The sequence below is a fragment of the Klebsiella sp. 141162 genome (genome assembly GCF_050600755.1).
In the GTDB taxonomy this organism is placed as follows: domain Bacteria; phylum Pseudomonadota; class Gammaproteobacteria; order Enterobacterales; family Enterobacteriaceae; genus Klebsiella; species Klebsiella aerogenes.
Window position 1 is genome coordinate 463,918 of record NZ_JAQIRI010000002.1, and the last position, 26,996, is coordinate 490,913.

The window sequence follows — 26,996 nt, forward strand, 5'->3', positions numbered from 1 at the left end:
TACCATGTCATTGATTCGTCCGGCATTTGTGCTATTTATTCTGTTAACCCTGCTCACTGGCGGCCTGTATCCGTTGCTGACTACCGCCTTAGGGCAGTGGTGGTTCCCGCAGCAGGCTAACGGCTCGCTGATCCAGATCGACGGCGAAGTGCGCGGCTCCGCGCTGATCGGGCAGAACTTTACCGCAGCCGGTTATTTCCACGGCCGCCCTTCCGCGACGGCCGAGGTGGCGGATAATCCGCTGGCCTCTGGCGGCAGTAATCTGGCGGTCAGCAATCCGGCGCTGGATAAAGCGATTAGCGAACGGGTACAGGCGTTACGCGCCGCGAACCCGCAAGCGAACCCAACGGTGCCGGTCGAGTTGGTTACCGCATCGGCCAGCGGGCTGGATAACAACCTGACCCCTGCCGCGGCGCTGTGGCAGGTACCGCGCGTCGCTAAAGCGCGCAATCTCAGCGACGCGCAGGTGAAACAGCTAGTGGATCAGGCGACGCAAAAACCGTTGCTCAGTTTTCTCGGTCAACCTGTGGTAAATATACTGCAACTGAATATGGCGCTGGATGCCCTAAAGGATTAATCAATGAGTGACGAGCCGCTGCGTCCGGACCCTGACCGTCTGCTGCAACAAACCGCTGCGCCGCATCGCGGCAAGCTGAAGGTGTTTTTCGGCGCCTGCGCCGGGGTGGGCAAAACCTGGGCAATGCTGGCGGAAGCGCAGCGGCTGCGCGCTCAGGGGCTGGATATTCTGATCGGCGTGGCGGAAACCCACGGCCGCAAAGATACCGCCGCCATGCTGGAGGGGCTCAGCACCCTCCCGCAAAAACGCATTTCCCATCGCGGACGCTACGTCCATGAATTTGACCTTGATGCCGCGCTGGCCCGCCGTCCGGCGCTGATCCTGGTGGACGAACTGGCGCACAGCAACGCGCCGGGTTCGCGCCACCCGAAACGCTGGCAGGACGTCGAAGAGCTGCTCGAAGCCGGTATCGACGTCTTCACCACCGTCAACGTCCAGCATCTTGAAAGCCTCAATGACGTGGTCAGCGGTATTACCGGCGTGCAGGTGCGCGAGACCGTCCCCGACCCCTTCTTCGACGCCGCCGATGATGTAGTTCTGGTGGATTTACCGCCGGACGATCTGCGCCAGCGCCTGAATGAGGGCAAGGTGTACATTGGCGGCCAGGCCGAACGCGCCATCGAAAACTTCTTCCGCAAAGGTAATTTGATCGCCCTGCGCGAGCTGGCGCTGCGCCGTACCGCCGACCGTGTAGACGAACAAATGCGCGCCTGGCGCGACCGCCAGGGGCAGGAAAAAGTCTGGCACACCCGCGACGCCATTCTGCTGTGCATCGGCCACAACACCGGCAGCGAAAAACTGGTTCGCGCCGCCGCCCGGCTGGCGGCCAGGCTCGGCAGCGTCTGGCACGCGGTATACGTGGAAACCCCCTCGCTGCACCGTCTACCGGAGGCCAAACGGCGGGCGATCCTCGCGGCGCTGAAGCTGGCGCAAGAGTTAGGCGCCGAAACCGCCACCCTCTCCGATCCATCGGAAGAAAAAGCGGTACTGCATTACGCTCGCGAACATAACCTCGGCAAAATTGTGATTGGTCGCCAGGGGGAGCGACGCTGGTGGGAACGAGCCGGATTTGCCGACCGTCTGGCGCGCCGCGCCCCGGACCTCGATCTGGTGGTGATCGCGCTGGATGAAAAACCGGCTTCTCTGCCCGCCCGCGCGAACGACAACCGCACGGCGATCGATAAGTGGCGCCAGCAGTTGAAGGGCTGTCTGCTGGCCGTGGCGCTGTGCGCCATTATCACCGTGGTTGCCATGCAGTGGCTGATGGCCTTTGAGGCCGCCAACCTGGTGATGCTCTATCTACTGGGTGTGGTGATAATCGCTCTGCTGTATGGCCGCTGGCCATCGGTGCTGGCGACCTTTATCAACGTCATTAGCTTCGATCTCTTTTTTGTCGCCCCACGCGGTACGCTGGCGGTTTCCGACGTCCAGTATCTGCTGACGTTCGGCGTGATGCTGACCGTTGGTCTGGTGATCGGCAATCTGACCGCCGGGATGCGTTACCAGGCGCGGGTGGCGCGTTATCGCGAGCGGCGTACCCGGCATCTGTATGAAATGTCGAAAGCGCTGGCGGTCGGACGCAGCCGCGAAGATATCGCCGCCACCAGCGAACGCTTTATTACTTCCACTTTTCAGGCCCGCAGCCAACTACTGCTGCCGGATGAGAACGGGCAGCTGCAGCCGATGACCCAGCAATCCGGCGTTTTCTCGTGGGATGATGCGATTGCCCGCTGGAGTTTTGATAAAGGCCAGCCAGCCGGGGCCGGCACCGACACTCTCCCCGGCGTACCATATCAAATTCTGCCGCTACAAAGCGCCGCCCGCACCTGGGGGCTGCTGCTGGTCGAACCGGAAAATTTGCGTCAGTTGATGATCCCGGAACAACAGCGACTGCTGGAAACCTTTACCCTGCTGGTGGCCAGCGCCCTTGAGCGCCTGACCCTGACCGCCAGCGAAGAACAGGCGCGCTTGACCAGCGAACGCGAAAGCCTGCGCAACTCACTGCTGGCCGCCCTCTCTCACGATCTGCGGACGCCGCTGACGGTCCTGTTCGGCCAGGCGGAGATCCTCACTCTCGATCTGGCCAGCGAAGGTTCGAAGCACGCGCCGCAGGCCAACGAAATTCGCCAGCACGTGCTCAACACCACCCGGCTGGTGAATAATCTACTGGATATGGCGCGTATCCAGTCCGGCGGTTTTAATCTGCACAAAGAGTGGTTAACCCTCGAAGAGGTTGTTGGCAGCGCCCTGCGTATGCTGGAGCCTGGGCTTGGCGGCCAGCGCATCCAGCTGTCGCTGCCGGACCCGCTGCTGCTGGTCCACGTTGACGGCCCGCTGTTTGAACGGGTGCTGATCAATCTGCTGGAGAACGCGCATAAATACGCCGGCGCGCAGGCGCAGATTGGCATTCACGCCGAAGCGGATAGGCAGCAGTTGATCATTGAAGTCTGGGATAATGGTCCTGGGATCCCGGCAGGCCAGGAACAGGCTATCTTTGATAAATTCGCCCGTGGTAATAAAGAGTCTGCTATCCCCGGCGTCGGCCTGGGGCTGGCCATTTGCCAGGCCATTGTCGAGGTGCACGACGGTAGCATTACCGCCAGCAACCGTCCGGAGGGCGGCGCCTGTTTCCGTGTTACACTGCCGCGAGAAGCGCCCCCAGAACTGGAAGAGTTAACCGAGGAATTGTGATTAACGTTTTAATCATCGAAGACGAACACGCTATCCGCCGCTTTCTGCGCACTGCGCTGGAAGCTGACGGCATGCGCGTATTTGAAGCCGAAACCCTGCAGCGCGGGCTAATCGAAGCCGCCACCCGCAAACCGGATTTAGCGATCCTCGATCTCGGCCTGCCGGACGGGGATGGTAATGATTTTATCCGCGAAGTCCGCCAGTGGAGCCAAATGCCGATTATCGTGCTGTCGGCGCGCAGCGAAGAGCATGACAAAATCGCCGCCCTTGACGCCGGCGCCGATGACTACCTAAGTAAACCGTTCGGCATTGGTGAACTGCAGGCGCGGCTACGCGTCGCGCTGCGCCGTCACGGCAGCGCGCAGGCCGATGAGCCGGTGGTGCGTTTTGCCGATATTAGCGTCGATATCCCCGCCCGCCGTATCGTGCGCGGCAGTGAAGAAATTCACCTGACGCCCATCGAGTTTCGCCTGCTGGCGGCGCTGCTGAACAATCCGGGCAAAGTGCTCACCCAGCGCCAGCTTCTGAATCAGGTATGGGGGCCTAACGCCGTCGAACACAGTCACTATTTGCGGATTTATATGGGGCACTTACGGCAAAAACTGGAGGTTGACCCGGCGCGGCCGCAGCACCTGCTGACCGAAACCGGGATTGGCTATCGCTTTATGCCCTGAAATTCGCCTCTGCAGTACCAGAGAGTGGCGATTTTCAGCCCTTCAGAGAGCAGCAGGAAGCCTGCCAGGATCGCTAAATTCCTGACGCCGGCGGCTTGAATCAGCCACAGACCCAGCGACAGCGAAGGCTGCATAAATACCAGCCTGAGCGGCGCCTGCCCCCAGGCCAACCACAGCGCATAGCGGCTCTGACGGAAAAATAGGATCATCGACAGCGGAATGCTGATAATCAGCAGAACATTCAGCGGGTACAGCCAGGCCGCCGCTGCGCCGTAAGTGTGCAGCAGCTGAAGATACGCCAGTAGATCGTCGTAGAAAGGAAGACGGCGGTGGGAAATATTCCACCATAAGAATTGCAGGACGAAAAAGAGATCCATCCACGCCCAGAACAAAAAAAGGGACTTCCGTTGTAATTTCATCGCATTCCTTGCGAAAAAAATCAGGCCCGCAGGGGGCCTGATGCTGATAGGACAATCAGGCGTTTTTCAGCACTTCGCTGACAATCTCTACCGCTTCTTTTTCAATTAGCTTGCGATGCTCTTCGCCAAGGAAGCTCTCGCAGTAGATTTTGTAGGCGTCCTCGGTGCCTGACGGACGGGCCGCAAACCAGCCGTTGTCGGTCATCACTTTCAGCCCGCCGATAGAAGCGCCGTTGCCCGGCGCCGCGGTCAGACGCGCGGTGATCGGATCGCCCGCCAGCGTATCGGCGCTCACCATTTCCGGCGAAAGCTTAGACAGCGCCGCTTTCTGCGCGGAAGTGGCGGAGGCCTGCAGACGGTTGTAGCTCGGGGCGCCAAAGCGTTGCGCCAGCTCGTTATAGTGCTCCTGCGGGTTCTTACCGGTGACCGCGGTGATTTCCGCCGCCAGCAGGCACATGATGATACCGTCTTTATCGGTGGACCACGGCGTGCCGTCGAAACGCAGGAACGATGCCCCGGCGCTCTCTTCACCACCGAAGCCGAAGCTGCCGTCGAACAGACCGTCAACAAACCACTTGAAGCCTACCGGCACTTCCACCAGCTTACGGCCCAGATCGTTAACCACGCGGTCAATCATCGCCGAAGAAACCAGCGTTTTACCAACCGCAACATCTTTGCCCCACTGTGGGCGATGCTGGAACAGGTAGTTGATAGCCACCGCCAGATAGTGGTTCGGGTTCATCAGCCCAGCCGGAGTCACGATACCGTGACGGTCGTAATCCGGATCGTTGGCGAAGGCCAGATCGAACTTATCGCGCAGCGCCAACAGACCCGCCATTGCACACTCGGAGGAGCAGTCCATACGGATCGCGCCATCTTTATCAAGGTGCATAAAGCGGAACGTCTGATCGACCTGATCGTTAACGATGGTCAGATCCAGCTTGTAGTGCTCGCCGATACGTTTCCAGTATTCGATACCCGAGCCGCCCAACGGATCGACGCCCAGTTTAAGGCCCGCTTTCTGGATAGCCGCCATATCGACGATATCCGCCAGCCCTTCAATAAACGGCTGCACCAGGTCCTGCTCTTTTACGTGGCCGGACGCCAGCGCGGCGTCGAGAGAGATACGCTTCACACCCTGCAGACCGGCGGCCAGCAGTTCATTAGCGCGGTTCTCCACTACTTTCGTCACGTTGGTATCAGCCGGGCCGCCATTTGGCGGGTTGTATTTGATACCGCCATCTTCCGGCGGGTTGTGCGATGGAGTGATCACAATACCATCCGCCAGCGGGCCGCCTTTTTTGTTATGCACCAGAATCGCGTTGGAGACCGCCGGCGTCGGGGTGAAACCGTTGTTTTCCTGAACGATCACATCAACACCGTTCGCCGCCAGCACTTCCAGCACGGAAATGAATGCCGGTTCGGATAAAGCGTGGGTATCCTTACCCACGTAGCACGGGCCGGTGATGCCGTTTTTCGCGCGGTTTTCCGCAATCGCCTGCGCAATCGCCAGAATATGCTGCTCATTGAAATTGTGGCGCCCTGCGCTACCGCGATGGCCGGAGGTGCCGAACTTAACCGCATGCTCCGCATTACCCGCTTCCGGCTTCAGCACATAGTACTGAGCGGTCAGCTGGGCGACGTTAATCAAATCACTCTGTTGTGCCGGCTGACCCGCACGTTTATCGATTGCCATTGCCTGATCCTTCTGGTGCAAAGTTTAATTAACTAGATCGTGCCGCAAACCTTTTCAATCAGCTCCGCAGGGAACTGCATTGATTGCATGATGTGTTCGATCATGCTGCATTTACGGCCGGTATTAGTATTGGTGATAACCCACCACGGCGTACCAGGAACCTGTTTCGGTTTGGTCTGATTACCGCTTTTCAGCAGCGTCCGTGAATCTTCGGCGAAGTATACGCGGGTGCGCCCGTGCAGAGATTCAGTGGCTTCTGAAAAAGCCTTACTGTCTAACGAGTAAAGCGTAGTCAATACCAGCATGAAGCGGTTAACCGCGCGCTTTTGTTCAGCGTATTCGTCAGATAACAGCAGTTCGCGCATGGCGCGGACTTTATCTTTAACCGGGTTGGCCGGCTTCGCTTCGACGACTGGCGCCGCCGCAGGAGCAGCCGCCGGCGCGGCTTTCGCCGCAGGCGCGCCAGATGCAGGTTGAGAAACGGCGGTAAATTTCAGCATGCGCCGTAAAATGTCGGATGCGCTCTCGCCGATATGCAGAGTGTGGCTGGCAATATAGCGGTAGAGCTCATCATCAACTTCGATTGTTTTCATCTTAATCCAGTGCGATTTCTTTGTTTCTGAATACAAGTCGTCGGGATTAACTATCCTTTGTCTTTCACACTACTGCGCAAAAGGCATCAGATAGAGGACAAATCCCAACCGCGAATAGCGTCAAACCAGGATGGCGGTAAAACTCAGAATGCTTCCGGGTCTTGCAGCCTAATGGCAGAATGTCCAACATAATACCCTAACCCGACGGAGCGAAAAAAAGAACTTTGCCATGAAATTAAATAGCCGAGCGCAATCTGCACAAAACCCGCACAATAAATCCCCAATCGTCCTGGTACACGGCCTGTTCGGCAGCCTGGACAACCTTGGGATCCTCGCCCGCGATCTGGTCGCCGACTACGATATATTGCAGGTCGATATGCGCAACCACGGCTTATCGCCGCGTTCGCCGGAGATGACCTACCGCGCGATGGCGCAGGATCTGTTGGATACTCTTGACGATCATCAGATAGAGAAAGCGACCTTTATCGGCCATTCAATGGGCGGCAAAGCGGTGATGGCGCTGACTGCGCTGGCGCCGGATCGCATCGCCGGGCTGGTGGCGATTGATATTGCGCCGGTGGCTTATCACGTCCGCCGTCATGATGAGATCTTCGCGGCGATTAACGCCGTCAGCGAATCCGCCGCCAGCACCCGCCAGCAGGCGGCGCAGGTGATGCGCGAGCATATAAATGAAGAAGGCGTCATTCAGTTTCTGCTGAAATCCTTTGTCGACGGCGCGTGGCGCTTCAACGTGCCGGCGCTGTGGGATCAATACCCGCATATTGTCGGCTGGGAAACGGTGCCAGCCTGGCCGCACCCGGCGCAATTTATTCCCGGCGGCAACTCCCCTTATGTTACCGATGAATACCGCGACGCGCTGCTGGCGCAGTTCCCGCAGGCCCGCGCTCACGTCATTGCCGGCGCCGGACACTGGGTGCATGCGGAAAAACCCGAGGCGGTTTTACGCGCAATTCGCCGTTATCTGAGCACAATTGAAGCCTGAGTGGCTAAAAAACGCCCGACCGCGCGGCATAATGCCCGCGGTCGTTGGCGCAGCGGTTCGCCTGATGTATTATGGCGCGCTATCTGCGCCGGCTATAGCCCGGCAGCTTGTTTCCCCGAAGTCACTCTGAATCATGGCAAAAGAACAAACGGACCGAACGACATTAGATTTGTTCGCAAATGAGCGTCGCCCGGGTAGACCGAAAACCAATCCGCTTTCGCGCGATGAACAACTGCGCATCAACAAACGCAATCAGCTCAAACGCGATAAAGTTCGCGGCTTGAAGCGCGTTGAGTTGAAGCTCAACGCCGATGCGGTCGACGCGCTTAATGAGCTGGCGGAAGCCCGCAACATGAGCCGCAGCGATCTTATCGAAGAGATGCTGATGCACCAACTGGCCTGCCTGCGTAACCAGGGCGAAGTCTGAAAAACGCAAAAAAATCGCTTTCATGTAGCAGAGTGTGCACCAGGACGTTATTGCTGTTTCCGCGCCCTTCCCTGTTCTGCTATGATTGCCGTTAACTGTAGGCATAATGCCACTACCACATCATTAAGTTTCAAGAGGTTATTTTACTCATGGCAATCATCGGCATCTTTTTTGGCAGCGACACCGGCAACACCGAAAATATTGCAAAAATGATCCAAAAGCAGCTCGGTAAAGACGTTGCTGAAGTTCACGACATTGCCAAGAGCAGCAAAGAAGATCTGGAAAGCCACGATATTCTGCTGCTCGGCATCCCAACCTGGTACTACGGCGAAGCGCAGTGCGACTGGGACGACTTCTTCCCGACGCTGGAAGAGATCGACTTCAACGGTAAGCTGGTAGCCGTGTTTGGCTGCGGCGACCAGGAAGATTACGCAGAATACTTCTGCGATGCGCTGGGCACCATTCGTGACATCATTGAACCACGCGGCGCAACCATCGTTGGCCACTGGCCGACCGCGGGCTACCACTTTGAAGCTTCTAAAGGCCTGGCAGACGACGATCACTTCGTAGGTCTGGCGATTGATGAAGACCGTCAGCCGGAACTGACCAACGAGCGCGTTGAGAAGTGGGTGAAGCAGATTTCCGAAGAGCTGCATCTGGAAGAAATCAAAAACGCCTAAGAATCAAACAGCGCAGCTATTAAGCTGCGCTGAATTAATAGATAAAAGCAATCAAACTAATAGCTACAAGTTTTTAACTTTTCATCACATATCTGTACAATGTCCTCTGATTCCACGAGGTCACGTGACACAGTTTGTAGCTGGTAATTCGTTTTTGACAGCTTACAAGGCGCGATGGTTGCAGTTTTCATTTCAGAGTTGCAGCTCTATAATGAGACGCATTACATCGGGTGATTCTCTGTATTGCTTCCCTTTGAAGGAAGCCGATCTTTAGCAACAGGACAGATTCCGCATGACTGACAACAATATCGCATTAAAGAAGGCTGGCCTGAAAGTCACACTTCCCCGACTGAAAATTCTGGAAGTGTTGCAGGAACCGGATAACCATCACGTCAGTGCGGAAGATTTATATAAACGCCTGATCGATATGGGTGAAGAGATTGGTCTGGCTACCGTTTACCGCGTGCTGAACCAGTTCGACGATGCAGGCATCGTGACTCGTCACAACTTCGAAGGCGGTAAATCCGTATTCGAGCTGACTCAGCAGCACCACCACGATCACCTGATTTGCCTCGATTGCGGCAAAGTGATCGAGTTCAGCGATGATTCTATCGAATCCCGCCAACGTGAAATTGCTGCCCAACACGGCATCCGCTTAACCAACCACAGCCTGTACCTGTACGGCCACTGTGCGGAAGGCGACTGCCGCGAAGATGAACATGCCCACGATGCGGTGAATAAATAATTTCCCGTCTCGTTTGTCGTAAAAAGCCAACCTCAAGGTTGGCTTTTTTATGGGCGAAATCCACCGGCATGCGTATTCTGTCAGTGCATAACGCCTTGTACGGAGAGTCAATATGGAGCTGCGCCAGCTACGCTATTTTGTCCGCATTGTGGAAACCGGCAGTATGGGCCGCGCCGCGCTCGATCTGAATATTGGCGTTTCTGCGCTCAGCCAGCAAATGGCGCGTCTGGAAAATGAACTCGCTATCCGCCTGCTGCAACGGACTTCGCGCGGCGTAATGCCCACCAGCGCCGGCCTTGCCTTTTACTCGCAGGCGCAACTGGCGCTGCGCCATGCTGACGATGCTATTCTCGCCGCGCGCGAGGCGCGCCTTTCCGGTCACGTCAGCGTCGGTATGGCGCCGAGCACCGCTTCTGTACTGGGCGTACCTTTTATCAACGCCATGCGCGAAAGCTACGCCGACGTCCGCCTGCACCTGGTGGAGAGCCTCTCCGGCAATCTGGAACGGATGATCAACACCCGCCAGCTCGATTTAGCCATCGTTTTCCAGAAAGAGAAGATCCTGCGCTGGAGCGCCCGACCCATTCTTGAGGAACGTCTGTTCCTGATTGGCGCCCATGACGTGCTGGCGCCGCTGCCCGGCGATAGCATCTCCCCGAACCAACTGGCCGCCATCCCGCTGATTATGCCAAGCCAGGGGCATGGCCTGCGCGGCAGGCTGGACGCTATTTGCCAGGAGCACGCCATCAACGTTGACGTGGTGGCTGAAATCGATGGCCTGGCCCTGCTGATGCGCGCCGTTCGTGACGGGCTCGGCGCCACGCTGCAGCCGGGCGCAGCGATTTCTCATCTCGACAGCCAGGCGCTAAGAGTGATCGGCGTCGATAATCCGGTACTTAGCCGACCGAATTTTCTGGTCAGTCTTTCCGATGACGAACTCACCCCGGCAGGCCTTGCGGCACGGGTAATGCTGGCAAAAGTCATGCGCCAGCTAGTTGAATCCGGCAACTGGCCGGGCGCCAGTCTTTACACACACTAAACCCCCCTTTAGCTTTACGCCATAGCGCCTGCCGCCCCTGCACCTTACATTTCCATTACAAATTTAACAATTAGTCAAAGCGTAATGGAGCCGATAATGGTGGATGTACTGGTGATTGGCGGCGGCAACGCCGCGTTATGCGCCGCCTTAACCGCCCGGGAAGCAGGCGCATCCGTACTGCTGCTGGAAGCCGCGCCGCGGGAATGGCGGGGCGGTAACTCTCAGCACACGCGTAATCTGCGTTGTATGCACAATGCGCCGCAGGATGTCTTGGTCGACAGCTATCCGGAAGAAGAATACTGGCAGGATCTGCTGCGCGTTACCGACGGCAATACCAACGAAGCGCTGGCCCGTCTGGTGATCCGCACCTCGTCGCACTGTCGGGACTGGATGCGCCGCCATGGCGTTAACTTTCAACCGCCGTTATCCGGCGCCCTGCACGTCGCCCGCACTAACGCCTTTTTTATGGGCGGCGGCAAAGCCCTGGTCAATGCCTATTACCGCAGCGCCGAACAGATGGGCGTACAGATCCGCTATAACACCCCGGTACAGGCGCTTGAATTACGTGATGGCGAATTCGTCGCCGCGCTGGCAGGCACTGAGCGGATCGCCGCTAAAACCTGCGTGCTCGCCGCCGGCGGTTTTGAATCTAACCGCGAGTGGCTGCGCGAAGCCTGGGGGCAAAATGAGCGCGGCGAATGGCCTGCAGACAACTTTCTCATCCGCGGCACCCGTTTTAATCAGGGAGTGCTGCTCAAATTTATGATCGATGCCGGGGCCGATATCATCGGCGATCCTTCACAGTCGCACTGCGTCGCCATTGACGCCCGGGCGCCGCTCTATGACGGCGGCATCTGTACCCGCGTCGACTGCGTGTCGCTGGGGGTGGTGGTGAACCGCGATGCCGAGCGCTTTTATGATGAAGGGGAAGATTTCTGGCCCAAACGTTACGCCATCTGGGGCCGTCTGGTCGCCCACCAGCCGGGGCAAATCGGCTATTCGATCATCGACAGCAAAGCCGTTGGACAATTTATGCCGCCGGTATTTCCGGGCGCCCAGGCCAATACCATCGCGGAACTGGCGCGCCAATTGGGGCTGGACGGCGAACGTTTGTCACAGACCATCGCCAGCTACAATGCCGCCTGTACGCCAGGCCAGTTCGACCATACCCGTCTTGATAACTGCACCACTTCCGGCCTGACGCCGCCGAAGACCCACTGGGCGCGGCCTATCGATACGCCGCCTTATTATGGTTATGCCCTGCGTCCAGGGATCACCTTCACCTACCTCGGGCTGTACGTCAATCAACACGCCGCCGTCCACTTTGCCGGTAAGCCGAGCCGCAACCTGTTTGTCGCCGGCGAAATGATGGCCGGCAACGTACTGGGCAAAGGCTATACCGCCGGCGTAGGCATGTCGATTGGCACCACATTCGGCCGCATTGCCGGTCAGCAAGCCGCCCTGGCGGCACAGCAGGAGAAACATCATGAAGTCGCTTGAAAAGCTGATCATCGAGGCGCAAATCATCACCGAGCCGGAAGCGGAAGTCGAACGGGTGATGCAGGTCTGTAACGCCTGCCGCTATTGCGAAGGCTTTTGCGCCGTATTTCCGGCCATGACCCAGCGTCTGGAATTTGGCAAGGCGGATATTAACTATCTGGCGAACCTGTGCCACAACTGCGGCGCCTGCCTGCACGCCTGCCAGTATGCCCCGCCGCACGAGTTTGCGATTAATGTTCCCAAAGCGATGGCGGAAGTGCGGCTGGAAACCTATCAACATTACGCCCGGCCCGCCGCTTTCGGCAGTTTATATCGCCGTGCGGGGATCGCCACGGTGCTGGCGCTGGTCGCGGGTCTTGTCCTGTTTCTGCTATTGGCGATGGGGCTCAAAGGCTCTCTGTTGCACCCGCCGCTGGCCGGTGATTTCTACCAGATTTTCCCGCATAACCTGCTGGCGTGGATGTTCGGTTCGGTTTTCATTGCGGCCATCGGTTTACTGATGAGCGGGGTGATTCGTTTCTGGCGCGAGATCTCGCCGGGCCAACCGCAGGCTGGCGATATCGCCAGGGCCTCACATGATGCGCTGACGTTGAAATATCTCGACGGCGGACACGGTAAAGGCTGTAACGAGGCCGATGACGCCTTCACCCTGATGCGCCGCCGTTTTCACCACTTCACTTTCTACGGTTTCATGCTCTGTTTCGCCGCCACGGTTGTGGCCACGGGCTATCACTATCTCGCCGGTTGGGAGGCGCCCTACCCGTTCTTTAGCGTACCGGTACTGCTGGGCACGCTCGGCGGCATCGGGCTGCTGGTAGGCACTGCGGGTTTGCTATGGCTGAATCTGCGCCGCTCGCCGCTGCACGGCGACGCGCGGCAAAAACCGATGGATCGCGCTTTTATCCTGCTGTTGCTACTGACCAGTTTTACCGGGCTCGCGCTACTGGCGGGCCGGGACACCTCGTGGATGGGCATTCTGCTCGCTATCCATCTCGGGGTGGTGATGGCGCTGTTTTTAACGCTGCCTTACGGAAAATTTGCCCACGGATTTTATCGCTGTGCGGCGTTACTCAAGTGGGCGATTGAGAAGCGGCGCGGAAAACAGGCGGCAGTCGCAGGCGACTAACCCGCTCCCTCTTACCTCTATAACAACAAGATAAAGACAATGGAGAGCAAACCCTATGACCCAACCAACCTCGCGCGCCGGTACCTTCGGCGCAATTCTCCGCGTAACCAGCGGTAATTTTCTCGAGCAATTCGACTTCTTTCTGTTTGGTTTCTACGCCACCTATATCGCCAGAACCTTCTTTCCGGCAGAGAGCGAGTTCGCGGCGTTGATGCTCACCTTTGCCGTGTTTGGCTCCGGCTTCCTGATGCGCCCCATCGGCGCGGTGGTATTAGGGGCTTATATTGACAGGATCGGTCGCCGCAAAGGGCTGATGGTCACCCTGGCGATTATGGGCTGTGGCACGTTACTGATTGCGCTGGTGCCGGGCTACCAAACCATCGGCGTGCTGGCGCCGGTGCTGGTCTTAATTGGCCGTTTGCTGCAAGGATTCTCGGCCGGGGTCGAGCTCGGCGGTGTGTCGGTCTACCTGTCGGAAATCGCCAAACCGGGGAAAAAAGGGTTCTATACCAGTTGGCAGTCCGCCAGCCAACAGGTGGCCATCGTCATGGCGGCGCTGATTGGCTACGCGCTGAACGAAACGCTGGGTCACGACGAGATTGCAGAATGGGGCTGGCGCATCCCCTTCTTTATCGGCTGCCTGATTATCCCGCTGATTTTCGTACTCCGGCGTTCGCTGCAGGAGACCGAAGCGTTTCTGCAGCGTAAGCATCGTCCCGATACGAAAGAGATACTGACCACTATTGTTAAAAACTGGCGCATCATCAGCGCGGGCACCTTACTGGTGGCGATGACCACCACCACCTTTTATTTTATTACCGTCTATACCCCAACCTACGGCAGAGCGGTACTGCATCTGAGCGCGCGCGACAGCTTGCTGGTCACGATGCTGGTCGGTATTTCTAACTTTATCTGGTTACCGATTGGCGGGGCGCTCTCAGACAAGATAGGCCGCCGCCCGGTGCTGATGGGAATTACCATCCTGGCGCTGTTGACCACCTGGCCGGTGATGCAATGGCTCACCGCCGCGCCGGATTTCACCCGCATGACGCTGGTGCTGCTGTGGTTCTCGTTCTTTTTCGGTATGTATAACGGCGCGATGGTGGCGGCGCTAACGGAAGTGATGCCCGTTTACGTCCGCACCGTGGGCTTTTCGCTGGCATTTAGCCTCGCCACCGCTATCTTTGGCGGGCTGACGCCGGCTATTTCCACCGCGCTGGTCGAAATCACCGGTGATAAAAGCGCGCCGGGCTGGTGGCTGATGTGCGCGGCGCTATGCGGATTCGCCGCCACCGCCATGCTGTTCATGCGTCTAAGCCGCGGCTATCAGCCGGCGGAAATACCGCGTTAAAATAGCCACGGGCGGAGTGTGCGCTCCGCCCGTTTTCGCTTAACCGTCTGCTTTACTTCGTGGTGTTGTTACTGCGAATCTCCTGCCAGATTTTATCGCAGCGCGCTTTGACCGCCTGGTCATTACCGGTGCGCGTCGCCTGAATACAGGCCTGATAATCCAGCACTCTGACGCTCTCCTGCGTCGCAAACTGCTGATGCGGTTTCTCTTGTTTCAATACGTTCAGTACGCTCTGGCAGGCTTCGATCTTGTCCGGATTACCTTCCGCCGTGTTGATACAGGCGCTATAGGCATCTTTCAATTTGGAATCTTCTTTCGGCGCTGGCGACTGCGCGCAGGCGACCAGACCCGATGCCATGATGGCGATGAGCAGCAGTTTTTTCATAGTTATTCTCCCGGAGGGGCGGCAGGCTCACGCCCGCCGCGCAGGCATCAGAAAATGGTGAACGGCGCGATAACCATAAACTTCACGTCACGCTCATCCTGGAAGATGTTGCCGTAACCGCCGCTCCAGCTTGGGATGTCGGAGTGGTTGTCGTATTGCGTGAAGTGCAGTTTGAACATCGTTCCTTTCGCGCGGCCTTCCTGCAGGGTGTAGATGGCATCCAGGCTGTAGGCGGATTCTTTCAGACGATAGTTAGGATCGTAGTAAGCATCCGGGGATGCCATTCTGCCAGGCTTCGCATCCCAGGCGTAAACATAGGACGCGCCAAACGCCCAGCCCGGCATATCCCAGTTCTTCATGTCGTACATCGCGCCGAAGAACACCGCTTTCTCGCCGTTGGCGTTAAAGTCAGAGCGGTTATCCCACCAGATATCGAGACGACCGTTAGAGGAGGCATAGGTTGGCGTCATACGCTGCAGGAAGTAGCCCTGCTGGCCATCGGCTTTCACCCAGGTCCCTTCCAGACGCAGATCCAGCACATCGGCCGCTTTATAGCCGAAAGTGATCGCCTGCAGCCACGCGGTACCGTCGTAGATATCGTTGACGCCGCCGTTGCTGACTTTATCGCGGGTACCGTAGAACTGATAGCTGGTGCTCAACGGCGAACCCGCGATATCAAATTTGTAGCTGGCTTTAGCAAAGTACTGATCGATATAGCCCTGGGCCTGACCAAATGCGGCTTCCAGCACCAGATCGTTTTTAAAATCGTACTTCGCGCCAAGAGAGTGCAGATAGTCAACTTTGGTTTTCTTATCGTTCTGGTAAAAATCATCCATCTCGATATGCCACGGCGCTTTATATTCGTTCGTCCACATATAGGAGAAACTCAGCGCGCCGTTATCGCCGTAGTCGAAGTTCGCCCCGGCTTCAGCCCCCTGATAGGTACCCGGCATAAAGCTCCAGTGCGGCGCCAGCAGCGTTTGTCCGGTCGGCTGAATGTAGCCCGCGCGCGCCCACGCCGGGCCGAATTTAAATTTAGCCGCCGCTTTATACAGGCTTATCCCGCTCTTATCGCCGGTATAATCTTCGCTGTAGGCACGGTTGCTGGAGGAGAAAGCAATTTCGTTCGGGTGGCCGCTGTCGCCGTTTTCCGCCATTTCAATCGCGGTGAAGGCAGCAATATCCAGACCAAACATGTCGGCCGCGTAGCCGGACTGGAAATCCAGGTTGGCGTTCCAGGTAGAATGAGAAAGGTTAGTTTCGTATTTGTCGGTTTCTACGTTTTTACGGTCGCGCTCACGCTGCCAGTAATAGATACCGCCGGTTAAGGTAGAATCATCGATAAAACCTGCTGCGCTGGCCTGTGGGGCCACAACCCAACCCGACATCGCGGTGACGGCGGCAATAGCCAGCGCCAGCGTACTACGTTTGCCACTAAACGTACGCATGTGCATATCCTCTTTGACGTTTTAAAATTGCGATTGCCAAAGGCAGCTCGCTAAAAAAATAAAAAAATTTGAAAAGCGGTGCGGTTAAAAGGCCGCGAAACCACTATGGATAGACTATTTTTCGTGACGCGAATTATCAATCTCTTTCGCAGAGCAAAGCTTAAGATTATGACAAAGCGCACATAATTTATGTCGTTTTGTTACAGACTTACTTCTCAGTATTTTTAACGATAAGTCATGGTTATATCGGAAAAAAACTGATAATTGATGAAAGCTGAAACGGTTAAATGTAAATATGCAGGCAGGAAGAGATGGGTAATTATTAATGCGTTTTAATAAGATTAATTCGCATCGAAAAAATATCAGTTTTTAATCCACTGATTCTGCAATAAAAAAACGCCGCAGAGTGCGGCGTTTCATGAATACGGCGAGCATTACTCGCCGATTTTAGCCCAGGTGTCACGCAGGCCAACGGTGCGGTTGAAGACCAGATGGCTCTCGGTGGCATAGCGGCTGTCGAGGCAGAAGTAACCTTCGCGCTCGAACTGGTATGCTTTACCCGCCTGCGCTTTCGACAGGCTCGGTTCCGCAAAACCTTGCTTAATGACCAGCGATTCCGGGTTCATTACCGCCAGGAAGTCATCCGCCGCGCCCGGGTTCGGTACGCTGAACAGACGATCGTAAAGGCGGATTTCAACCGGCAGCGCGTGCGCCGCGCTCACCCAGTGGATAACGCCTTTAACCTTGCGGCCATCGGCCGGGTCTTTGCTCAGGGTATCGGCATCGTAAGTACAGAAGATGGTAGTGATATTACCTTCTGCATCTTTCTCAACGCGCTCAGCTTTGATCACGTAGGCGTTGCGCAGACGCACTTCTTTACCCAGCACCAGACGCTTGTACTGTTTGTTGGCTTCTTCACGGAAGTCCGCGCGATCGATCCAGATCTCAGCGCTGAACGGAACCTCGCGGCTGCCCATTTCCGGCTTGTTCGGATGGTTCGGCATCGCCACCATTTCACTTGCGCCCTGCGGATAGTTTTCGATAACCAGTTTAACCGGATCGATCACCGCCATCGCGCGCGGGGCGTTTTCGTTCAGATCTTCACGAATGCACGACTCCAGCGACGCCATCTCAATGGTGTTGTCCTGTTTGGTCACGCCGATGCGTTTGCAGAACTCGCGGATGGATTCAGCGGTATAACCACGACGGCGCAGACCGGAAATAGTCGGCATACGCGGGTCATCCCAGCCTTCAACGTGCTTCTCGGTCACCAGCTGATTCAGCTTACGCTTGGACATCACGGTGTATTCGAGATTCAGGCGCGAGAATTCATACTGACGCGGATGCACCGGAATACTGATGTTGTCGAGCACCCAGTCGTACAGACGACGGTTGTCCTGGAACTCCAGGGTACACAGCGAGTGGGTGATACCTTCCAGCGCATCGCTGATGCAGTGGGTGAAGTCGTACATCGGGTAGATGCACCACTTGTTGCCGGTCTGATGGTGTTCCGCAAATTTAATGCGATACAGCACCGGGTCACGCATCACGATGAACGGCGACGCCATGTCGATCTTGGCGCGCAGGCAGGCTTTGCCCTCTTCGAAGCCGCCGGTACGCATTTTTTCGAACAGCGCGAGGTTCTCTTCCACGCTGCGATCGCGGTATGGGCTGTTTTTACCCGGCTCTTTCAGGGTACCGCGGTATTCGCGGATCTCGTCGGCGGACAGCTCGTCAACGTAAGCCAAACCTTTGTTGATCAGCTCAACCGCATACTGATGCAGCTGATCGAAGTAATCAGAGGAGTAGCAGACATCGCCGGACCAGTGGAAACCTAACCACTGCACGTCGTTTTTAATCGACTCTACGTATTCGATATCTTCTTTAACCGGGTTGGTGTCATCGAAACGCAGATTACATTGACCCTGATAATCCTGGGCGATGCCGAAGTTCAGGCAAATGGATTTTGCATGGCCAATGTGCAGATAGCCGTTCGGTTCCGGCGGGAAGCGGGTATGAACGGTGGTGTGCTTACCGGTAGCCAGATCTTCATCGATGATCTGACGGATAAAGTTAGTCGGGCGGGCTTCTGCCTCACTCATCACGGGTTCCTCAAAGCGTAAACAACGTATAACGGCACATGATCTTACAAGCAGGACGCAGAGACAACTATTAGTTACGCAAAATACGTATCTGTTGTTGGATATGGGGGTATTTGCTGCAAAAAAAAGCGGCGCAGGTTTCGCTGCGCCGCTGAGGCAAAACTCTACTCAGGAGCCTTACTTGCCTTTAATCTCGAACAACGGCGTTTGGCCGGCGACAACGTTACCCGTTGCCTGAATCACCAGCGCGCTGTAATCATCGCTGTTGCTGCAGACGACCGGACTAATCATCGAGCGAGCGTTGGCGTTGAGGAACGCCAGATCCATTTCCAGAATCGGCTCGCCGGCTTTCACCTGTGCGCCCTCTTCAACCAGACGTTTAAAGCCTTTCCCTTCCAGCGCGACGGTATCGATGCCCATATGGACGACGATTTCCGCACCGTTATCGGTTTCCAGGCAGAACGCGTGGTTGGTGTTGAAGATTTTCACCACCGTACCGGCCGCCGGCGCGACAACGATGTTATCGGTCGGTTTCACCGCGACACCGTCACCGACGGCTTTGCTGGCGAAGGCTTCATCCGGTACCTGCTCAAGCGCCACCACTTCGCCGGTAATCGGGGAAACCAGCGCTTCGACGGTTTTAGCGTTGGCAACCGCCTGCGGTTTGGCCGCAGGCGCGGCGGCTGGCGCGCTGTCAGTCGAGGTAGCCGCTGCGGCAACCGGGCCACGCGCCACCACCTTCTTCATCGCGTCGCCCACGGATTCCGCTTTCGCGCCAACGATGACCTGGATGGTCTGTTTGTTCAGTTTCACCACGCCGGAGGCGCCGAGACGTTTACAGGCGGCATCGTTGACTTTCGCCGAGTCGCCGACGGTCAGACGCAGACGGGTGATACAGGCATCAATAGCTTTCAGGTTATCGGTACCGCCTACGGCTGCGATGTAGTTGGTCGCCAGCTGAGTCAGACCTTCTTCGGTGTTGCTGTTAGCTTCTTCAGTCACGACGTCGTCGGTTTTATCTTCACGACCCGGCGTTTTCAGGTTGAACATGCGGATAACCGCGCTGAACAACAGGAAGTAAACGAAGAAGAACACCACGCCCATCACCAACAGCATCCAGACGTTTTTGCTGGCTGCCGGCAGGCTGTACATCAACACGTAGTCGATAGCGCCCGCGGAGAAGGAGAAGCCCGCATGGATACCCAGCGCCGTTGCGATGAACAGGCTGATACCGGTCAGGATTGCGTGCAGGAGGTACAGCAATGGCGCCAGGAACATGAACAGGAATTCCAGCGGCTCGGTCACACCGGTCAGGAACGCGGTGATGGCGACGGACAGCAGCATACCGCCGACCATCGGACGACGCTCTTTCGGCGCAGCCAGATACATCGCCAGCGCCGCGCCCGGCAGACCGAACATCATGATCGGGAAGAAGCCGGACATGAACATCCCCGCGGTGCCGTCACCGGCGTAGAAGCGGTTGATGTCGCCGTGGAAGACCGCGCCCGCGGCGTTGGTGAACTCGCCAATCTGGAACCAGGCAATGGTGTTCAGCACCTGATGCAGACCGGTTGGGATCAGCAGACGGTTGATGAAACCGAAGATACCGGAGCCCAGCGCGCCCGCAGAGACGATCCATTCGCCGCCCGCATGAATAGCGTGCTGTACCGGCGGCCAGACATAGCCGAAGATAGCAGCCAGCACCAGACAGAAGAAGCCGGTAGCGATCGGTACGAAGCGTTTGCCGCCGAAGAAGCTCAGGAAGTCTGGCAGTTTAATGCCGGCCCAGCGGTTATAAACAGCCCCCGCGACCAGACCGGTAATGATACCCGCCAGCACGCCCATGTTAATTTCCGGGTTAATGGTGACCATCGCTTTGGTCATCACGAAATAACCTACCGCGCCGGCCAGCGCCGCAGAACCCGCGTTATCCTTGGACCAGCTTGATGCCACGCCGATGGCGAAGATCAACGCTAAGTTGTCAAAGATTGCCCCACCCGCTTGCGCGATGAAGGGTACGTTCAGCAGATCTGGTTGCCCGAATCGCAGCAGCAATGCCGCGACCGGCAGCACTGCGATAGGGAGCTGTAAAGCCCTACCCAGCCGCTGAAAGAAACCTAAAATATTCATCTTATTCCCCCTATGAGACCCCGATGAGGCTCATTTCAAAGCCACTTTTTTATTGTGTAACAAGGTCGGATTTATCACTTACCGGCAAAGTGTGTGAAAAATTAATTCGTATCGCAAATTAAACGGGTATTTTTTGTGACTATAATCACCAAATATCGTATTCACCCCTCCCTTTGACTGGCTAACATCGAAAACTTATTTTATCATTCAAAAAATCAACACGGATTGACCCCGGTCGGCGCAGTTGCTGCAATACTCTTCATAGTATGCTGGCGCCAATCCGCCAGGTTCTAATTTAACTATAGAGGTGAAGAATGAGACTGATCCCCCTGGTAACAGCTGAACAAGTAGGTAAATGGGCTGCCCGTCATATCGTTAACCGCATTAACGCGTTCAAACCGACCGCGGACCGTCCGTTCGTACTGGGTCTGCCTACCGGTGGTACGCCTCTTACCGCTTACAAAGCGCTGGTTGAAATGCATAAAGCAGGCCAGGTTAGCTTCAAGCACGTTGTTACCTTCAACATGGATGAGTATGTTGGCCTGCCGAAAGAGCATCCGGAAAGCTATCATAGCTTCATGCACCGCAATTTCTTTGACCATGTTGATATTCCAGCTGAAAATATCAACCTGCTGAATGGTAATGCGCCGGATATCGATGCAGAATGCCGTCGTTATGAAGAAAAAATTCGCTCCTACGGTAAAATCCACCTATTCATGGGCGGCGTAGGTAACGATGGTCATATCGCGTTTAACGAACCGGCCTCTTCTCTGGCATCCCGTACCCGTATTAAAACCCTGACCCATGACACCCGCGTGGCCAACTCTCGTTTCTTCGACGGCGACGTGGATCTGGTGCCGAAATATGCGCTGACCGTGGGCGTGGGAACCCTGCTGGATGCGGAAGAAGTGATGATTCTGGTGCTGGGCCATCAGAAAGCGCTGGCGCTGCAGGCGGCGGTAGAAGGTAACGTCAACCACATGTGGACCATCACCTGTCTGCAGCTGCATCCGAAAGCGGTTGTGGTCTGCGACGAGCCGTCCACGATGGAACTGAAAGTGAAGACCCTGAAATATTTCAACGAATTAGAAGTTGAAAATATTAAAGGTCTGTAATGTAGTCCGTCCCGCGCCCTGGCGTGGGACCATCTTTTTCTTTGTATGCAACGCCAGAACAATGCGAGTTGAGCTGGTGGGGCGTATATACCGGGGGTCGTAATGTATGCATTAACCCAGGGCCGGGTTTACACCGGTCATGAAATTCTCGATGACCATGCGGTTGTTATCGCCAATGGCCGTATCGAACGTCTCTGTCCGCTGGCTGATTTGCCGTCTGAAATTGAGCAACGCTCGGTCAACGGCGCGATTATTGCCCCCGGTTTCATCGACGTCCAGCTGAACGGCTGCGGCGGCGTGCAGTTCAACGATAGTCCGGATGCGGTCACCGTCGAAACGCTGGAAATTATGCAGAAAGCGAACGAACGTTCCGGCTGCACCAACTTCCTGCCGACGCTGATTACTTCCAGCGATGATCTGATGAAGCAAGGCATCCGCGTGATGCGCGAATACCTGCAAAAACACCCCAACCAGGCGCTGGGTCTGCATCTGGAAGGACCGTGGCTGAATATCGTCAAGAAAGGCACCCATAACCCGGACTACGTGCGTAAACCGGACGCCGCGCTGGTTGATTTCCTGTGCGACAACGCCGACGTTATCACCAAAGTGACGCTGGCCCCTGAGCGCGTCGAGCCGGAAGTGATCCGTAAACTGGTCGCCGCCGGCATCGTGGTTTCGGCAGGCCACTCTAACGCTACGCTGAAAGAAGCGAAAATCGGTTTCCGCGCCGGTATCACTTTTGCGACGCACCTTTATAATGCCATGCCATATATTACCGGCCGTGAACCGGGCCTGGCCGGCGCCATTTTCGACGAGCCGGATGTCTACTGCGGTATCATCGTTGACGGCATGCACGTCGACTACGCCAACGTGCGTAACGCGAAACGGCTGAAAGGCGATAAACTATGCCTGGTGACCGACGCCACTGCGCCGGCAGGGGCTAATATTGACCAGTTCATTTTTGCTGGTAAAACAATATACTACCGTAATGGTCTGTGCGTGGATGAAAACGGCACTCTCAGCGGTTCTTCGCTGACCATGATTGAAGGGGTACGTAACCTCGTTGAACATTGCGGCGTGGCGTTGGATGAAGTGTTGCGTATGGCGACGCTCTACCCGGCGCGCGCGATTGGCGTGGACAAGCAACTCGGTAGCATTGCGCCGGGTATGGTCGCTAACCTGACCGCTTTCAGCCGCGATTATAAAATCATCAAGACCATCGTTAATGGTAACGAGGTCGTCACTGAGTAAGTAAAAGTATGACAGCAGGCGGACAAGCTCAAATTGGTAACGTCGATCTGGTAAAACAGCTGAACAGCGCGGCCGTCTATCGGCTGATTGACCAACATGGTCCCATCTCGCGCATTCAGATAGCGGAACAAAGTCAGCTTGCCCCTGCCAGCGTAACCAAAATTACGCGTCAGCTTATTGAGCGCGGCCTGATCAAAGAAGTCGATCAGCAGGCCTCCACCGGGGGGCGCCGCGCCATCTCTATCATCGCGGAAACCCGCAATTTCAACGCTATCGGCGTGCGGCTAGGCCGCTATGACGCCACCCTGACCCTTTATGAATTAAGCAGTAAAACGCTGGAAGAAGAGCACTTCCCGCTGCCGGAGCGTACCCAGGAAACGCTCGAGCACGCGCTGCTGAATATCATCGCCACCTTTATTGAAAATTGTCAGCGCAAAATCCGCGAGCTTATCGCCATTTCGGTCATTCTGCCGGGGCTGGTCGACCCTGAAAGCGGCGTTATCCGCTATATGCCGCATATTCAGGTGGAGAACTGGGGGCTGGTCGAAGCGCTGGAAAAACGCTTTAACGTCACCTGTTTTGTCGGCCACGATATCCGCAGCCTGGCGCTGGCCGAGCACTATTTTGGCGCAAGCCAGGATTGCGAAGACTCTATTCTGGTGCGCGTACACCGCGGTACCGGCGCGGGCATTATTTCCAACGGGCGTATTTTTATCGGCCGTAACGGCAACGTTGGCGAAATTGGCCATATCCAGGTCGACCCGTTAGGCGAGCGCTGTCACTGCGGCAACTTCGGCTGTCTGGAAACCGTCGCCGCGAACGCCGCTATTGAGCACCGTGTCCGCCATCTGCTTGAGCAGGGCTATCAAAGCCGTATCACGCTTGATGACTGCAATATCAAAACTATCTGCAAAGCGGCAAATAAAGGCGATGCGCTGGCCTGCGAAGTGGTCGAATACGTTGGCCGTCATCTGGGCAAAACCATCGCCATCGCTATCAACCTGTTTAACCCGCAAAAAGTGGTGATTGCCGGTGAAATCGTCGAGGCGGAAAAGGTGCTGCTACCGGCCATTGAAAGCTGTATCAACGGCCAGGCGTTGAAAGCGTTTCGCCACAATCTGCCGGTGGTACGCTCGACGCTCGATCACCGCTCAGCCATCGGCGCCTTTGCGCTGGTCAAGCGCGCGATGCTCAACGGCATCCTGTTACAGCATTTGCTGGAAAGTTAATCCAGCTTTATAGTTTCGCCTTTCGTTAATGATGTTGGACTGTTCATGACCATTCAAAACGTAATTTGTGATATCGACGGCGTGCTGATGCACGATAACGTGGCTGTTCCCGGCGCCGCTGAATTTATCAAACGCATCCTGGATAAAGGTATGCCGCTGGTGATGCTGACCAACTATCCTTCGCAAACCGGACAGGACCTGGCCAACCGCTTCGCCACCGCCGGTATCGAAGTGCCGGATACCGCGTTCTACACTTCCGCCATGGCCACCGCCGATTTCCTGCGTCGCCAGGAAGGTAAGAAGGCCTACGTGGTTGGCGAAGGCGCGCTCATCCACGAACTGTATAAGGCCGGCTTCACCATCACCGACGTTAATCCTGATTTCGTCATCGTTGGCGAGACCCGCTCCTTTAACTGGGAAATGATGCATAAAGCGGCTTTCTTTGTCGCCAACGGCGCGCGCTTTATCGCTACCAACCCGGATACTCACGGCCGCGGCTACTACCCTGCTTGCGGCGCGCTCTGTGCGGGGATTGAAAAAATCTCCGGCCGGAAACCGTTTTATGTCGGTAAGCCGAGCCCGTGGATTATCCGTTCCGCGCTCAACAAAATGCAGGCACACTCCGAGCAAACGGTGATCGTCGGCGATAACCTGCGTACCGATATCCTCGCCGGTTTCCAGGCGGGCCTTGAGACCATTCTGGTGCTCTCCGGAGTCTCCACGCTGGACGATATCGATAGCATGCCGTTCCGCCCGTCGTGGATTTATCCGTCGGTCGCCGAAATCGACGTTTTTTGAGCCGAAACCACGTCCCAGGACGTGGTTTTTTATTTATAGCGCTGCTAAAAATAGATTCATCTAATGAAAATGGCTTATTGCTAAACATTCATCAATAAAGCTGCGCTAAACATACGCATTTTTCAACATTCAACAATCAGTATTGCACTTTTTACTTTTCCGCCGGTAAATCTCTTGCGCCCCACTCTCCTTTACGGCATTTTCTTTAACACGCACTAAGACCTTGCAAGAGACGAGGTCTGCACAACATCACCACATGACAGGGTAACGGAGAAGGCTATGTGTTCTATTTTTGGCGTACTGGATATTAAAACTGACGCAGGCGAACTGCGTAAAAAGGCACTGGAACTTTCCCGCCTGATGCGCCACCGCGGACCGGACTGGTCCGGCGTTTATGCCAGCGATAAAGCGATTCTCGCCCACGAACGTCTGTCGATAGTCGACGTCAACGCTGGGGCCCAGCCGCTCTATAACCAACAAAAAACCCATGCGCTGGCGGTCAACGGTGAAATCTACAACCACCAGGCGCTGCGCGCCGAATATGGCGACCGCTACCAGTTCCAGACCGGTTCCGACTGTGAAGTGATCCTCGCGCTGTACCAGGAAAAAGGGCCGGAGTTCCTCGATGAACTGCAGGGAATGTTTGCCTTCGCGCTGTATGACAGCGAGAAAGACGCTTACCTGATTGGCCGCGACCATATCGGTATTATCCCGCTGTATATGGGCCACGACGAACACGGCAACTTCTATGTCGCCTCCGAAATGAAAGCGCTGGTGCCGGTTTGCCGCACGATTAAAGAGTTCCCTGCAGGTAGCTACCTGTGGAGCCAGGATGGTGAAATTCGCCAGTACTATCAGCGCGACTGGTTCGACTACGACGCGGTAAAAGACAACGTCACGGATAAAAACGAACTGCGTCAGGCGCTGGAAGAGTCGGTGAAAAGCCACCTGATGTCCGATGTCCCTTACGGCGTGCTGCTTTCCGGCGGCCTGGACTCTTCGGTGATTTCGGCCATTACCAAAAAATACGCCGCACGCCGCGTTGAAGATCAGGAGCGCAGCGAAGCCTGGTGGCCGCAGCTGCACTCATTCGCGGTCGGCCTCGAAGGCTCCCCTGACCTGAAAGCGGCACAGGAAGTCGCAAACCACCTCGGCACCGTGCATCACGAAATTCACTTTACGGTGCAGGAAGGGCTGGATGCGATCCGCGATGTTATCTATCACATCGAAACGTATGACGTGACCACCATTCGCGCCTCGACGCCGATGTACCTGATGTCGCGTAAAATTAAAGCCATGGGCATTAAAATGGTGCTCTCCGGCGAAGGCTCCGATGAAGTATTCGGCGGGTATCTCTACTTCCACAAAGCGCCGAATGCCAAAGAACTGCATGAAGAAACGGTGCGTAAACTGCAGGCGCTGCACATGTTTGACTGCGCGCGCGCCAACAAAGCGATGTCCGCCTGGGGGGTAGAGGCCCGCGTACCGTTCCTTGATAAGAAATTCCTCGATGTGGCGATGCGCATCAACCCGCAGGATAAAATGTGCGGCAACGGCAAAATGGAAAAACATATTTTGCGCGAATGCTTTGAGTCCTATCTGCCGGCCAGCGTCGCCTGGCGCCAGAAAGAACAGTTCTCCGACGGCGTAGGCTATAGCTGGATTGATACGCTGAAAGAGGTGGCGGCAAAACAGATTAGCGACCAGCAGCTGGAGACGGCGAGCTTCCGCTTCCCGTACAACACGCCGACCTCTAAAGAAGGCTACCTGTACCGCGAAATCTTCGAAGAGCTGTTCCCGCTGCCAAGCGCGGCGGAATGCGTCCCCGGCGGCCCGTCCGTCGCCTGCTCTTCGGCGAAAGCCATCGAGTGGGATGAAGCGTTCAAAACCATGAACGATCCATCAGGACGCGCGGTCGGCGTCCACCAGTCGGCTTATAAGTAAGCCATTCCGGCGAATAACGGATCCTACGGGGTCCGTTTTTTTATGCCGAATTTGGCAAATAAAAACGATAAAT

At 56.2% G+C, this 26,996-nt stretch carries 23 protein-coding genes; 16 read left to right on the plus strand and 7 right to left on the minus strand.

Translation table 11 applies throughout. The features are described 5' to 3' along the window. The first annotated feature begins 4 nt into the window (after positions 1–4). The 3 genes from kdpC to kdpE are packed head-to-tail and all read left to right on the plus strand — an operon-like array spanning position 5 to position 3,942. Positions 5–577, plus strand: coding sequence for a potassium-transporting ATPase subunit KdpC (gene kdpC / locus PGR23_RS09805; protein ID WP_045393015.1), 573 nt, complete (start codon positions 5–7; stop codon positions 575–577). Between the two features lie 3 nt (positions 578–580). Beyond that, positions 581–3,268 carry a two-component system sensor histidine kinase KdpD gene (kdpD, locus tag PGR23_RS09810; RefSeq protein WP_047068327.1) on the plus strand — a complete coding sequence of 896 codons (2,688 nt, stop codon included), beginning with the start codon at positions 581–583 and terminating at the stop codon, positions 3,266–3,268. Next, positions 3,265–3,942, plus strand: a complete 678-nt coding sequence (kdpE, locus tag PGR23_RS09815; protein WP_047049246.1) for a two-component system response regulator KdpE — start codon at positions 3,265–3,267, stop codon at positions 3,940–3,942. The genes kdpD and kdpE overlap by 4 nt, the downstream gene beginning before the upstream one ends. On the opposite strand, the gene PGR23_RS09820 is transcribed toward kdpE, so the two are convergent. From PGR23_RS09820 to seqA, 3 genes are read right to left on the minus strand one after another with little or no spacing between them, the layout of a single operon-like run. After that, positions 3,924–4,361 carry a hypothetical protein gene (locus PGR23_RS09820; protein ID WP_045393008.1) on the minus strand — a complete coding sequence of 146 codons (438 nt, stop codon included), beginning with the start codon at positions 4,359–4,361 and terminating at the stop codon, positions 3,924–3,926. The two genes, kdpE and PGR23_RS09820, sit on opposite strands and share 19 nt — an antisense overlap. 55 nt (positions 4,362–4,416) lie before the next feature. After that, positions 4,417–6,057, minus strand: coding sequence for a phosphoglucomutase (alpha-D-glucose-1,6-bisphosphate-dependent) (pgm, locus tag PGR23_RS09825; protein WP_047049249.1), 1,641 nt, complete (start codon positions 6,055–6,057; stop codon positions 4,417–4,419). 32 nt (positions 6,058–6,089) lie between these two features. Then, positions 6,090–6,650, minus strand: a complete 561-nt coding sequence (seqA, locus tag PGR23_RS09830) for a replication initiation negative regulator SeqA (protein ID WP_045393006.1) — start codon at positions 6,648–6,650, stop codon at positions 6,090–6,092. Positions 6,651–6,879: 229 nt separating this feature from the next. Here seqA and ybfF point away from each other — a divergent pair, with 229 nt between their 5' ends. The 8 genes from ybfF (at position 6,880) to PGR23_RS09870 (ending at position 14,521) form a co-directional block, all read left to right on the plus strand. Beyond that, positions 6,880–7,653 (plus strand): esterase, encoded by a 774-nt coding sequence (gene ybfF / locus PGR23_RS09835; RefSeq protein ID WP_045393004.1) that lies wholly within the window; start codon positions 6,880–6,882, stop codon positions 7,651–7,653. Positions 7,654–7,786: 133 nt separating this feature from the next. Further along, a complete protein-coding gene (gene ybfE, locus PGR23_RS09840) occupies positions 7,787–8,080 on the plus strand; it encodes a LexA regulated protein (RefSeq protein WP_015367696.1) in 294 nt (97 codons plus the stop codon). 149 nt (positions 8,081–8,229) lie between these two features. Beyond that, positions 8,230–8,760 carry a flavodoxin FldA gene (fldA, locus tag PGR23_RS09845; RefSeq protein WP_015367697.1) on the plus strand — a complete coding sequence of 177 codons (531 nt, stop codon included), beginning with the start codon at positions 8,230–8,232 and terminating at the stop codon, positions 8,758–8,760. A 292-nt stretch (positions 8,761–9,052) separates the two neighbouring features. Next, entirely contained in the window at positions 9,053–9,505 is a 453-nt protein-coding gene (fur, locus tag PGR23_RS09850) for a ferric iron uptake transcriptional regulator (RefSeq protein ID WP_015367698.1), read from the plus strand. Between the two features lie 112 nt (positions 9,506–9,617). After that, complete coding sequence (gene tcuR, locus PGR23_RS09855; RefSeq protein ID WP_045393001.1) at positions 9,618–10,544, plus strand: tricarballylate utilization LysR family transcriptional regulator TcuR; 927 nt, start codon at positions 9,618–9,620, stop codon at positions 10,542–10,544. A gap of 96 nt (positions 10,545–10,640) precedes the next feature. Continuing rightward, on the plus strand, positions 10,641–12,044 hold the full coding sequence (gene tcuA / locus PGR23_RS09860) for an FAD-dependent tricarballylate dehydrogenase TcuA (RefSeq protein ID WP_047077880.1): 1,404 nt from the start codon (positions 10,641–10,643) through the stop codon (positions 12,042–12,044). Beyond that, entirely contained in the window at positions 12,031–13,170 is a 1,140-nt protein-coding gene (tcuB, locus tag PGR23_RS09865; protein ID WP_396279832.1) for a tricarballylate utilization 4Fe-4S protein TcuB, read from the plus strand. The genes tcuA and tcuB overlap by 14 nt, the downstream gene beginning before the upstream one ends. Positions 13,171–13,225: 55 nt before the next feature. Then, positions 13,226–14,521 carry an MFS transporter gene (locus PGR23_RS09870; RefSeq protein WP_047049261.1) on the plus strand — a complete coding sequence of 432 codons (1,296 nt, stop codon included), beginning with the start codon at positions 13,226–13,228 and terminating at the stop codon, positions 14,519–14,521. A gap of 52 nt (positions 14,522–14,573) precedes the next feature. Here PGR23_RS09870 and chiQ read toward each other — a convergent pair whose 3' ends face one another. The 4 genes from chiQ to nagE form a co-directional block, all read right to left on the minus strand. Continuing rightward, positions 14,574–14,906: a ChiQ/YbfN family lipoprotein gene (chiQ, locus tag PGR23_RS09875; RefSeq protein WP_045392989.1), complete on the minus strand. Its 333-nt coding sequence runs from the start codon at positions 14,904–14,906 to the stop codon at positions 14,574–14,576. 47 nt (positions 14,907–14,953) lie between these two features. Beyond that, positions 14,954–16,354 carry a chitoporin ChiP gene (gene chiP, locus PGR23_RS09880; RefSeq protein ID WP_045392987.1) on the minus strand — a complete coding sequence of 467 codons (1,401 nt, stop codon included), beginning with the start codon at positions 16,352–16,354 and terminating at the stop codon, positions 14,954–14,956. Positions 16,355–16,788: 434 nt separating this feature from the next. Then, positions 16,789–18,456, minus strand: a complete 1,668-nt coding sequence (gene glnS / locus PGR23_RS09885) for a glutamine--tRNA ligase (RefSeq protein WP_045381516.1) — start codon at positions 18,454–18,456, stop codon at positions 16,789–16,791. Positions 18,457–18,633: 177 nt separating this feature from the next. Continuing rightward, positions 18,634–20,586, minus strand: coding sequence for a PTS N-acetyl glucosamine transporter subunit IIABC (gene nagE, locus PGR23_RS09890; protein ID WP_396279833.1), 1,953 nt, complete (start codon positions 20,584–20,586; stop codon positions 18,634–18,636). Positions 20,587–20,900: 314 nt separating this feature from the next. Between nagE and nagB the strand changes: the two genes are divergently transcribed. The 5 genes from nagB (at position 20,901) to asnB (ending at position 26,923) form a co-directional block, all read left to right on the plus strand. Beyond that, positions 20,901–21,701, plus strand: a complete 801-nt coding sequence (nagB, locus tag PGR23_RS09895) for a glucosamine-6-phosphate deaminase (RefSeq protein WP_396279834.1) — start codon at positions 20,901–20,903, stop codon at positions 21,699–21,701. 102 nt (positions 21,702–21,803) lie between these two features. Further along, positions 21,804–22,952 carry an N-acetylglucosamine-6-phosphate deacetylase gene (gene nagA, locus PGR23_RS09900; RefSeq protein WP_015367708.1) on the plus strand — a complete coding sequence of 383 codons (1,149 nt, stop codon included), beginning with the start codon at positions 21,804–21,806 and terminating at the stop codon, positions 22,950–22,952. 8 nt (positions 22,953–22,960) lie between these two features. Further along, positions 22,961–24,181 carry a DNA-binding transcriptional regulator NagC gene (gene nagC / locus PGR23_RS09905; RefSeq protein ID WP_430915622.1) on the plus strand — a complete coding sequence of 407 codons (1,221 nt, stop codon included), beginning with the start codon at positions 22,961–22,963 and terminating at the stop codon, positions 24,179–24,181. A 45-nt stretch (positions 24,182–24,226) separates the two neighbouring features. Next, positions 24,227–24,979, plus strand: a complete 753-nt coding sequence (locus PGR23_RS09910; RefSeq protein ID WP_045392984.1) for an HAD-IIA family hydrolase — start codon at positions 24,227–24,229, stop codon at positions 24,977–24,979. A gap of 279 nt (positions 24,980–25,258) precedes the next feature. After that, positions 25,259–26,923, plus strand: a complete 1,665-nt coding sequence (gene asnB / locus PGR23_RS09915; RefSeq protein WP_015367711.1) for an asparagine synthase B — start codon at positions 25,259–25,261, stop codon at positions 26,921–26,923. Positions 26,924–26,996: the final 73 nt, after the last annotated feature.